The sequence below is a fragment of the Ruegeria sp. H3 genome (genome assembly GCF_056533095.1).
Genome location: NZ_JBQFOD010000016.1, coordinates 69,762 through 81,404, shown reverse-complemented (window position 1 = coordinate 81,404; position 11,643 = coordinate 69,762). Strand labels below are relative to the sequence as shown.

Genomic DNA, 11,643 nt, shown 5'->3' with positions numbered 1-11,643 from the left:
TATGACAGATGCCCAAAGGTATTCCTTTCGGCCATCGCTCTAGCAGCTACCGTACTGTTCTGGCTGTAAATCAATGAGTCTGGAGCCTAGTGGCGAAGCGTCCTCGTATGTCCGGTTTTACATCCTGCAACCGGGTCTTCTTGCGCTTATCTGTGTAGTTTTCTTGCCATAACATTTTAGCACCCGCCTGACGGCGGCGTTGTGCATAATCAAGGAACCCCGCATCTGCCAACACCTGTGGGACGGGTAGTGTTCGCAAACTGTGCTTGTTCTTAACCTTCTGGTCCGGGTCCAAATCCGTGATACGGATGCACCAGTGATTTCCGATTAACACAACGTTGTCCACTTTGAGCTGCGCCAGTTCTTCTTGCCGCGCGCCAGTATAGGCGGCCAATAGAGGCATCCAGTGGTCCATCGTTTTCTCGTCGAAGGTCGTTTTTGCAAAATTGAGAATTTGACGGGCTTGCGACGGTGAGAATGGGATCGTTTCTTTTTCTTTGGCGTCGCTTTGTTTGCCTTTGGATTTGATCATCTTGTATCCGACAAAGGGGTCGCTCGAAAGTTCTCCCAGCGTATCTAGCGCAAAGGCCATTAGACTCTTGATGTGGAACAAGAAGGTTTCGCGAGACTTGTCGCTAATTGGTTTTGTTCCATCGCGCTTTCCTTTTGCGACGGATTTCCGAAAGCTCAATTTGCGGTGTCCGCCGACGCCGGGAGGTAGCTCTTTCAGGGCTTCGTTGAACTCGTTCAGATGACGCCGCTCAAGCTTTTCCAGCGGGATATCGCCGTGGAACTCAGTCCACCGCCGCAATGTGTACAGGACCTTTTGACGATTTTGGATCGTGTATTGGTTCGCATCCATGAACTTCTCGGCTACATCATGTAAGCCCATTACCCCCTCATCCAGACCTTTCGGCGGTGGGGGAACTTTCTCGCCAATAGTCGAAGCGATGCGTTTGCTGGCCCGCACTTCGGCGAGAAGCCGATTCAGAAATTCACGATCTGACGCTGCTTCGGCGTCGTGGTGTGCTCGCTCCAATTCAGATACGTCACGATCATCTTCGCCCGCCTCGACGGACATGAAAGCAGCTACTTCTCGTAACTCGGATATGTGTTTGAGCAGACCGCCAGTATCTTCAAGGTTCCTTAGCTTTGCCCGCTGATCCTCAGTCAATAGTTCTGCGAGCCGGGCGTTTTCATCATCGCGTTGTTTTTGTGCCAACTGTTGGTCGAATATCGTCTGCTGCTTTCTAATCTTCCGTTCAGCTTCTTTGTTGTCGCGCGTGCCCATAGTCTCGCGAAAGGCGGCTTTGCCGCCATAAAGGTCTCGAAGTTGAACGGGGATGTGAAGGTTGAAGTAGTATTTTCCCCCACGCTGTTGTGCGCCTGAGACTTTGGGAAGTTCGGTCATGTCGGCATTCGCAATCACTTTGTGCTAGTGCGTTCTAACACAAAAGCTAACACAAAATCTAACACAAGCAGGGAGTGCACCCCGTTGATTTCATGTAATATATTGATTTCGCTGGAAAATAAATGGTGCACCTAGAGAGAGAAAGGTTGAACTCTCTCTTTGAGACCTTAGAGCAATGGGAAACCCAGCTCGCGCTTACTGATCTTAACGATCAGAGGTGCGACGATGACGAATTCGCGCCATAAATTCAATAAGATAGGTAAAGGTAAGGCTCCAACGCCATTTTCGCTGCGTTTGACCTTCGAAGAGCGCGCCAAGCTGGAAGCAGCGGCCAATGGCGTGCCTTTGGGCGCGTATATCAAGGCCAAGCTCTTCGGTGAGGACTTGGAGAAGGTCAGACGGCGCAATACCCGCCCTTTGGAGGATCATATCGCTCTGGCGCGTGTTTTGGCCGCTCTGGGGCAATCTCGGCTGTCCTCGAACCTCAACCAGCTCGCCCGCGCTGTGAACATTGGGACGTTGCCTGTCCATCCTGATATTGAAGCAGAAATCCGCGATGCCTGCCGCGATATCGTGAAGATGCGCTCCGAGCTGTTGCGAGCCCTCGGCAAGAACGGCGGTGCGTCATGATCTTGAAAGCCAAGGAACGCGGTGATGGCGCACAACTCGGTCAATACCTCATTGCCATGCGGGACAATGATCATGTCGAGCTGCATCAGGTGCGCGGCTTTGTTAGTGATGATATTGTCGAAGCCTTCCATGAAGCTGATGCAATCGCCAAAGGCACACGCGCCACCAATCACCTCTTCTCACTCAGTCTCAACCCGCCACCAGATCAAAACGTCTCGGTGCAAGAGTTCGAATCCGCCATTGGCCGGATCGAAGGTGAGCTAGGCTTAGATGGCCAGCCCCGCGCCGTCGTCTTCCATGAAAAAGACGGACGGCGTCATGCCCATGCGGTGTGGAGCCGGATTGATGGCGAAGAGATGAAGGCTATCAATCTCCCCTTCTACAAAAACACCCTCATGGGGATTTCTCGTGATCTCTACCGTGAACATGGCTGGGAGATGCCAAAGGGCTTCAAGAGTCGTGAAGAACGCGATCCGCTCAGCTTTAGCCGTGAGGAATGGCAACAGGCCAAACGCACACGCCAAGACCCCAAGGCCATTAAAGAGACGATGCGGGAAGCATGGGCAGGCTCGGACACAAGGCAAGCCTTTGAGGCAGCCTTGCGCGAACGCGGCTATATGCTGGCCCAAGGGGATCAACGCGGTTTTGTGGCCGTTGACTGGCGCGGTGAGGCGTATTCCATCAGTCGCACCACAGGGGCCAAGAAGAAAGAGCTGCAAGCCCGTCTTGGTGATCCACAAAAGCTACAATCGGTTGATGATGCCAAAGGCTTCATTGCAGAGCGCATGACGCCAAAGCTCAAGACTTGGGCGCGCGAAGCCGAAGTGCAGGCCGACAAGCAAAACCTCGCGGCGCAGTTTCAGCGTGAACAGATGGTGCAACGCCAACGGCATTTGCGTGATCAGCTCAAGACCCAACAAGAACAACGCTGGCAGGACGAAGAGAAGCAGCGCGCCACCCGCACGCCTACAGGCATGCGCGGCCTATGGGGCTGGATTACGGGCAAAAACCGCAAAATCAGGGAAGAGAACGAAGCTGAGATTGCCCGCGCACATGAACGCGACCGCGCCGAAAAGCAAGCCATGATCGAACGCCAGCTTGAAGAACGCCGCAGGCTCCAAGAGCAAATGCGCATCGCGCGGGACAAGCAGCAAGAGCAGATGCAGGCGCTCAACCGCGATGTGGCGCATTACATGATGCTGGGCGGCAAGGCTCCCATCGAAGTCACGCAGCGCTTTGAAGATCAGAACCGCGAGACGCGCTTAAACGAAGAGCGGCAACGTCGTTCCCGTGAAGAGCAACAGGAACGTCAGCGTCAGCAAGACGAACAAAAAAACCGGGATCGGGATCGCGGTTTTGATCATGAACCGGGATAAGGAGTTTTAAGATGTACGAGCAATTTTGTGTGGCGAGCCATGAGAGATTTCGCATTCGCGGGCACGAGATTGATATTGGTCTTAGCTCCTATCTCCAGAACGGCATGGGCGAAGCACGCATGTTCGAATGGTATGCCCCGGCTTCAAAGTTTGATGCAGGTGATCCCATCGGCGTAATCCATGGCACCAAAAACTCCGTTGAAATCTATGCACCATGCAAAGGCACGATGCTCTTTGCTGCTGATAACACCGTCGGGCTTGATGATTGGCTTGCAACGATCCGAATTGAAGATGAACAGTCGCTCAAACCCTTGATGAGCATTGAAGCCCATGCGGACTACGCCGCGCGGCTACTGAAGTAAGAAAAAGGTTGCTTGCAACCCTGACCTGCTGGCGAAGCATGGGGGTGTAAGGATCAAATGCGCGCGCATGCGCGAGACCAACAGCCACGCGCAAGCTGCACAAGATGAAATCGCGGAAGCGAGCATGGCGCGGACCCACCACTTGATCCGCGCGCGGGGCAAAGCCCCAAGTCTCAGAAGAAGTTCGTACCTGTACTATCTCTTTGGTATCATCGAGTCATGAGTGACACGAAGGCAATTCACACGGTTAATGCTCGCGATAACGTCATGCTAGAGGTGATGCAGGATGTCTTTAACCTGAGTAGCGATCATATGTATCGCGAGATACGCCTTATGCGAGACCAGTTAGACGGCGTTCTGTCGAACAAAGGAGTTAAATACGCAGATTTGCGTACAGCTCTCGTTCCGCAACCAGATCGTATGGAAGCAGCGTTCGTGTTTGACAGTATGCTGATTAGCAACTCTTGGTACGGCTACGAAGTCTTCACTCGTTTAATTCCGCTGTTGGACAAAAAGTCCAATCATAGCATCTTGTCAGGTGATTACATTGATCAAGCCCGTGGTCAGGACGTCATGTTCGATGCATTTCAAGAGGCTCTAAGACCTGCGAGACAAGTCACATATCAACACAGTTCACAATTCTACATCGTCTACATCAACAACCTGACAAGGGCGATGGTTCAAAAGCTCGATGACGGCTTACAAGACTTCGAAGCCTATGCAGGCTTTGCCGACACGACATACGCTTCTCGCTTCAAACTACTTCTCTCAACGATGTTGCCGAGCCTCTGCGTTAAGCACAAGGGCGTGGTCATACAGGGTCATGAAGACGACCGACCGAATAGCGAGGACGTCAATATGTCAGGCTACCCGTTCGAAGAGAACGGCTATGTGTGTCGAAGTCTTCAGTCCGCACTTGAGGGGGTATTGCTATCGTACAAAATTGAACGACCTGTCTTCGCCGGATTCGAGAGTGATACAGAGTTTTCGTTAAATGCCGTGACAACGGAACCAAAGCCACTCCATGATTTTGAGATCGAAGTTGAGAACGCGAAACTTGAATATTTGAAATCAGAAAAAGCTGGTTCGTTGAAAAGAGCTGGACTTGAATCAGTGACGACAGATGAACTGCAGGGCATCATTCGGCGTCGAATTTCCGAAAACTATATCTACAGCCTTTCAAGGAACGACAACCACGACGTTACGAAGTTCAATATCATTATAGAAGTCGCGCGCTCTGCATCGAACAACCCCTGCCGTCTGCTAGCAGCTCTGGAGTATAAGGCCGAGACCAACACTCTACGCCTCATCACACTTTACTAGCCCTTATTGAATTCATGCTCGCTCCTTGCGCGCATTATCCAAAGCCTCACCGCACACTTAATCAGAAGTACGTTTCTAGCGACCAACGCGTGCAGAACACCTTGCGATGCGTATCAGCGCATCCGCGACTGGCTGTCAGATCAACCACCGACCCATCAGTCCTCCATGGCCAATGATGATGTGGGTCCGGGCCGAAAGGCCCTGATGGTCGGGGCCTCCTGAAACACAGGAGGATGACATGAAACTCATCACAAGATTTGAGCTTGCTGCTCTGAACGAAAACGAACTGCGCGGCTTGATGCGCGAAGTCTCTAACGCGCTAGCTCAATCCAAGGCGAATAGTCCAGAACGTCGCAATGCTCTAGCTTCGCTGGAGAACATTCAGGCCGAGTTGGCGTTTCGCGGTCCGTTTACCTACATGGACCTCTAGCTGAGATTAGTGGTTCGGTGCGCGACGGGCCGCCCACTTTGGCGATGAGTTAAACAACTACTAGATGTTGACTGGCTGAAGGGTTCTCCCGCAATATGGATATCCATCTCGCCCTGAGCAAATTGGGCTCTCGGCAGAAGAAACGGGTTTTCATGAGCAAGAAGAAGGACATCACAAGAGACAATCATTACGTGCCCATCTGGCACCAAAAAGGCTTTCTGCCGAGTGGTAATAGTAAGCTTCACTATTTGAACATGTCTCCCGATGAAATTCATCTTCCTGATGGGCGTATCAAGCACCACCGCAGCCTGTTCGAGAGCTATCCTTCGCAGTGCTTTTACCAGACTGATCTCTACAGCACATTCTTTGGCATACACGTAAATGATCAGATTGAAAAAATGCTCTTTGGAAATATCGATACCAGCGGATCAAATGCTATTCGGGCGTTTCTTGGAGATGACATCTCAGCGTGGCATGAAAACTTCCAGAACCTCTTCATATATCTTGATGCTCAAAGGTTCCGCACCCCCAAGGGCCTAAAATGGATAGCCTCAAGGTATCCCTCCTTAGATCAGAATGCCTTGATGATGGAGATGCAGGGCGTTCGGACGATCAACTGCACACTGTGGAGCGAGGGCGTTCGCGAAATCGTTTCCGCACGCGACGCGGGGGTAAAGTTCATTCTGACTGATCATCCTGTCACGATCTATAACTTTGCATGCCCACCGGACCACACGCTTTCCGCATATCCCAATGATCCTTCGATTACACTAAAAGCAAGCCAAACTATCTTTCCGCTGGATCAGGGTCAGTGTTTGATCCTGACCAATCTGGAATACGCCCAAGAACCGGACTTGGCCGACCCGCTGGAAAAGCGCACCCATGCGCGTCAGGTGCGTCAGTCGTTAGTCCGCACGGACAAATTCATCAAGACACGCACACTCAGCGATGCGGAAGTCATAGCGATCAACCATGTCCTGAAGTCCCGCGCGAAAAGGTTCATTGCCGCAGGCAATCGGGATTGGCTTTGGCCTGAGAAGGCGGTGGAAGGCACATGGCAGGATATCAGGCAGGTGCTTCTACCGCCGAAGGACGAGCTTTGGAGTTTCGGAGGTGAAACATTCATTGGCTACAAGGACGGAAGCGTTGACTATCAGGATGCTTATGGACGCAAGACCAAGTCTGCAGATTTTTTGAACAAGGACGTCAAGGAATCTGACTTGGGAGTGAACGATCCTTGTGGGTGCGGTTCGGGCAAGAAATACAAGAAATGCTGCAAGGACAAGCCGAAATCCAAGCGGACAAGTTGGAAGGTGCTCAGTATTCGCGAACGCAACCTTGGATTCTTCCGGGCGGTCAATGCGATTCTGGGATTGGACGCAGGCAAGGATTGGAACGACGTCCGGCGCGAGCTAGACGAAGACAAAGTGAAAAGAATTCATGAGCTGTATGGTTACACATGGCCGTTGGACACCGATCTCTTTGCGCTTCTGCCTAAACCGGACGGCAACACACGAGCGCTTTATGCTGGCATTCTCGATCCACGAACCACGCCATTCATTGTTTCGAATGCCTGCCTGTATTGCGGCGAGGTTATGGTTCAGAATCCATTCATCAATCCCAACCAAGTCAAACCGGAATTTTCGCCTGTCGAGAACCCTCATTCCTACCTCATTCAAACGCTCAAGAATTTGCTTTTCTTTTTCCAACTTTTTCCATTGATCGAGAGCGGTCGCGTCAATCTGTTCCCCGACCCGTCATCAGTTGATACCTTCCTGCAGCGCGAAGTCATGCAGCTTGCACAACAACGCTCGGAAGGTATGCGCACCTTCGAGCGCGACGCTCAGATGATGAAGAGCCTTCATGAACAAGATTTCCAGCAGACGCTATGCATGCTTCCAAAGGCATCGCAGAAAAGCATGGCGCTGCAGGCAAACCCGAACGCCCCGGAAGAATACGTACAGTATTACCTCAAACATCTGGAGCAAATGCGCCAAGAGAACCCGCTCGTACTGCTACGGGATGACGTCTTTGAGGGCGGCGAAGACGGCGGGCAACTCACGCCCTATCAGATGGCGCCAAACTTCGAGCTGATGCTGATGGTTGCTCAGGCAACGGGAGCTTTTGTCGTAACCGATAGCCATCATCGCTGGGGAGAACTGCGGAATGCATGTCACCGTGATACAGGCATCCTAAGCTCGCGCGCACCCAACGTGATGGATCATGTCTCTGGAACTACGTTTCCCGTTTGCGAGGACTTGATGGACGCCGATGTGATGTTGGCAGGTGGGAAGCTACAAGGACATAGGAAGTGGCTTGAAAAGTTGGTTGAGAGTCTCTCCGTGACAGGTACGGCACTATCAGAAGACAGGCTGATACAAGATTATGATCGCGCTACAGGCGATGCGGGGCGGCAGTTCGGTGCCAAGGCGAGCAGCGGCTTGGCAGGGCAATTCCAGTATATGGCTCCGTCCGGCGGCATCTATCACAACAATGTTCGCAGGCTAATGGTGCGTAGCGGCATTGATGATCGTCCAGACCGTATTTCCTTGGCGGTTCTAATGGATATCAACGCGACTTAAGTATATGATGCGAATAACAAATTATTGAGCGGAACAATGGCGCAAAGACCATACTTTAAGAAATCGATAAAAGAGCTTGAGGCACTTTTTGCAGAATCGGGTCGAGACCCGAGCATTCTGGATCTTCTAAAATCAGAACTCCGTCATCGCAACACGCAGCGTGCTCAAGCACTCGCAAAGAAAGTGTCAGCGGCAGGAGGTGCACCCAAACCCGCTAGGAATCCTGAGCCGCCCGTTTCAAAAGCGCCGAAGGCCCAGCCAAAGCCGACGTCTCCTGCAACCAGGCAAGAAACTCCTTCTGCTCCAGCCGAAATGGCCAAACGTGCTGATCTGGGACCAAAGCCCGCAATTACAAATGAACCAGAGAGCATTTTGCGGACATGGACTGCGCTGGAAGTTCTCTCGCCGCAAGGGTATCGGCGCGAGGGCGATTTGGCGGCGGGTGATACATCCCGGATTGCGCGTTTCGATGATAGAGAACTGCCGTGGGAACGCGGAGAGCGCTCAAGACCAAAGAAGCGGCTTTACTACGAGCTTATCCTGGGAGCGATTGCGCTTGGTCCTGCTTTCGAAGCACTTCTAAAACTCTATTCGGATCGCAGGCCTGATGCGCCTAGCATGCAGGGGTTTTCTCCGCTGGCTAGTATCCTACTAGATAAGGACGGCAGACCGCTGGAAGACGATGTGAGTTTCGCTATATCGAGCTTCGCATGGGGTGTTCCTGTAGCACTTCAAGGTGATCTGAAGGCATTGGCAGACTGGCCGCAACATGAGCGGCATCTGCAAGAGAATTTCAGCAAGCGTCTGATCAAAAGAGATCGTGGTGGAGAGGTTATCCCGCTAACAAAAGCGCATATCAAAGACCTCTATGATTTTCTCGTCGGTACGCTGAATCTATCCAGCCACACGCTAAAAGAGCCATATTTTGCCCTGCGCCGTTACGAGTTTTTTGCGAGCAAGACGCCGCCCGAGCCCGGTTTGCTAAATTCTTTCTTTCTTGATGACCTTGCTGCGGCTCGGGCGCTGCATGGTAACGGCGCTCTTCCTCACGCTCTTCAGCATTATCTGGGAATACAATTGCCAGCCATGCGCACAGACCTTTTGGAAGACGAAGGCGGTCTTCAGCACATTCTTCAACCTGCGCTTTCGCCCCTTGGTAGATGGCCGGGCAATGGACGCTTCCCGCTTGCAATGTTGCAACAAGCTGCGGTCAACGCCACACAACCCGAATGCATGGATACCGGAATTCTGGCGGTCAACGGGCCGCCAGGCACGGGCAAGACCACGCTACTCAGAGATGTAGTGGCAGCCCGCATAGTGGATCGAGCAAACGCGATGGCTTCGTACAAGAAACCGTCCGACGCGTTTACACCGACCCGCCAGACGCTGCAAAGAAGTGGCGCGAAAATCACGCTTCATGAGCTGGACGAGCGACTGAAGGGCTACGAGATGGTTGTGGCCTCTTCGAATAACAAGGCCGTCGAGAATGTCAGCGCGGAACTACCCGCAATGGACGCTATTGCGGAAGACGCAGATGACTTGCGCTATTTCAAGACGGTATCGGACAACGTTTTGGAGCGAGATAGTTGGGGAATAATTGCTGCCGTCCTCGGGAATGCATCAAACAGGTTCTTATTCTCGCAAGGTTTCTGGCGGGATGAGGAGAACGGGCTGTCTACGTATCTCAATCACGCGTGTGGATTGCCACAGGTCGTGAGTGAACCGCAGGAAAATGGACCGCCTACCAAACGCAACAGACAGATAGTTGATTACGAGAACCCGCCCGCAAATCAGCGAGAAGCACTTAAGCGATGGGAAGTGGCACGGGCGGATTACGCTGAGAAGCTCAAGGCGTCCAAATCCCTGCGGGCAAAGCTTCAGAAAATCCACCAAGAAGTCGTGCGCGCTCAAGAGATGCGAATTGAGCTTGAGCGGTTGGCATCGGCAATCATGGCCTTGGAAGACGAGCGCCCGGCATGCGAAGCTCAGCTTGCTGATGTGCAGCATCGCTACGATCTCGTCAAGAATGATCTGAGCGCGAGCTACGAACAAGAAGCGGCGCACCGACGCCTTAGACCGAGCTTTTTCTCAAGGCTGTTTAGAACAGCGCGTTTCAGAAATTGGAATGTCAGAAATCAAGAACTTGGTCGCGCGGTGCGTCAGCATGAAATTCTGGAAATGGACACGCGAACGACGCTTGATACGGCGCGCGGCAAACTTATCGAAGTCAAGAATGAGGTCGAAACCAAGCGCGTACAGGAAACACAACTAAAGGACGAGCTTTCTGCGCTTGCAGAGCACTTAACGGAGATTAAGAAGTCACTAGCCGCCATTGTGCCAGACACCGCTTTCTTTGAACTACCGCACGAAGACATGCAGAAAGCCAGCGTCTGGTTTGCGGAGACTCAGAACCGTATCCGCGATGATCTCTTTGAATCTGCAATCCGCCTGCATCGAGCATTTGTTGACGGCGCTGCTGATCCTCTGCGACAGAACCTATCCGTTTTTGTTGAATCTTTCGGGACACGCTCGCTCGGCACGCCTGAAAAAGATGCGCTGATCGGTGATCTATGGGCGTCCTTCTTTCTTGTTGTTCCGGTTGTTTCGACAACCTTTGCCTCAGTAAATCGTATGTTTTCTCGTTTAGAACCTGAATCGCTCGGCTGGCTGCTAATTGACGAGGCGGGACAAGCACTGCCTCAGGCTGCTGTTGGCGCAATGATGCGTACCCGAAAATCTGTTGTTGTCGGTGATCCTCTACAGATTGAACCAGTGGTCACGCTCCCGAGCACGCTAACCGAAGAGATTTGCGGCTACTTCGGGATCGACCCGATGAAATACAACGCGCCTGAAGCTTCAGTTCAAACTATGGCGGATGCCGCAAGTTCATATTGCGCCCGTTTCCCCATCGGGAGTGGGCACAGGGATGTAGGCGCACCGCTTCTCGTTCATCGTAGATGTGATAGCCCGATGTTCGATATCTCGAATGAGATTGCCTATGCGAACCTTATGGTGCAGGCAAAAAAGCCAACGCCGGAAAATGCTGTGCTGGGGCAGTCTTGCTGGATCAGTGTTGTCGGGAAGCCCGGGCCAGACAAATGGTGTGCGGACGAAGCCCGAATACTGATAGATGTTCTCCTTAAACTGCGTTCTGCGGGCGAAAAGGCAGACCTATACATCGTTACTCCGTTTGTGATCGTACAGAACAACCTCCGTCAGGAACTGCTCAAGAGCGGTGTACTTAAGGGCTGGGTGGACAAACCAGAGAGCTGGGTATGGGAGCATGTTGGAACGGTACACACCGTTCAGGGGCGAGAGGCGAAGCTGGTATTTTTTGTACTTGGCGCTCAGGCAACTTCGCAGAACGGCGCACGGGCGTGGGCTGGTGGGCGTCCTAACTTGGCGAATGTCGCGGTAACTAGAGCACAATCATCGCTATATGTGATTGGAAATCGTAGTCTTTGGAAATCGGCGGGTGTTTTCTCGGCACTAGACAGATACCTCCCGGCCGCTTCAAACGATGACTAAC

At 52.4% G+C, this 11,643-nt stretch carries 8 protein-coding genes; 7 read left to right on the top strand and 1 reads right to left on the bottom strand.

Translation table 11 applies throughout. The annotated features are described in order from the left end of the window. Positions 1-70: 70 nt before the first annotated feature. The gene (locus ACR0JE_RS16870; protein ID WP_480865009.1) at positions 71-1,411 is read right to left on the bottom strand and encodes a DUF6538 domain-containing protein; all 1,341 of its coding nucleotides are present in this window, start codon (positions 1,409-1,411) and stop codon (positions 71-73) included. A gap of 225 nt (positions 1,412-1,636) precedes the next feature. Between ACR0JE_RS16870 and ACR0JE_RS16865 the strand changes: the two genes are divergently transcribed. From ACR0JE_RS16865 to ACR0JE_RS16835, 7 genes are all read left to right on the top strand, one after another. Continuing rightward, complete coding sequence (locus ACR0JE_RS16865) at positions 1,637-2,041, top strand: hypothetical protein (RefSeq protein WP_480865008.1); 405 nt, start codon at positions 1,637-1,639, stop codon at positions 2,039-2,041. After that, positions 2,038-3,417 carry a relaxase/mobilization nuclease domain-containing protein gene (locus ACR0JE_RS16860; protein WP_480865007.1) on the top strand — a complete coding sequence of 460 codons (1,380 nt, stop codon included), beginning with the start codon at positions 2,038-2,040 and terminating at the stop codon, positions 3,415-3,417. Before ACR0JE_RS16865 ends, ACR0JE_RS16860 begins: the two co-directional genes overlap by 4 nt. A gap of 11 nt (positions 3,418-3,428) precedes the next feature. Then, a complete protein-coding gene (locus ACR0JE_RS16855) occupies positions 3,429-3,779 on the top strand; it encodes a glycine cleavage system protein H (protein WP_480865006.1) in 351 nt (116 codons plus the stop codon). 219 nt (positions 3,780-3,998) lie between these two features. After that, on the top strand, positions 3,999-5,102 hold the full coding sequence (locus tag ACR0JE_RS16850; protein ID WP_480865005.1) for a hypothetical protein: 1,104 nt from the start codon (positions 3,999-4,001) through the stop codon (positions 5,100-5,102). A 238-nt stretch (positions 5,103-5,340) separates the two neighbouring features. Beyond that, positions 5,341-5,532 carry a hypothetical protein gene (locus ACR0JE_RS16845; protein ID WP_480865004.1) on the top strand — a complete coding sequence of 64 codons (192 nt, stop codon included), beginning with the start codon at positions 5,341-5,343 and terminating at the stop codon, positions 5,530-5,532. Positions 5,533-5,684: 152 nt separating this feature from the next. Then, positions 5,685-8,114, top strand: coding sequence for an SEC-C metal-binding domain-containing protein (locus tag ACR0JE_RS16840; RefSeq protein ID WP_480865003.1), 2,430 nt, complete (start codon positions 5,685-5,687; stop codon positions 8,112-8,114). 36 nt (positions 8,115-8,150) lie between these two features. After that, complete coding sequence (locus tag ACR0JE_RS16835; RefSeq protein ID WP_480865002.1) at positions 8,151-11,642, top strand: DEAD/DEAH box helicase; 3,492 nt, start codon at positions 8,151-8,153, stop codon at positions 11,640-11,642. Position 11,643 lies beyond the last annotated feature (1 nt).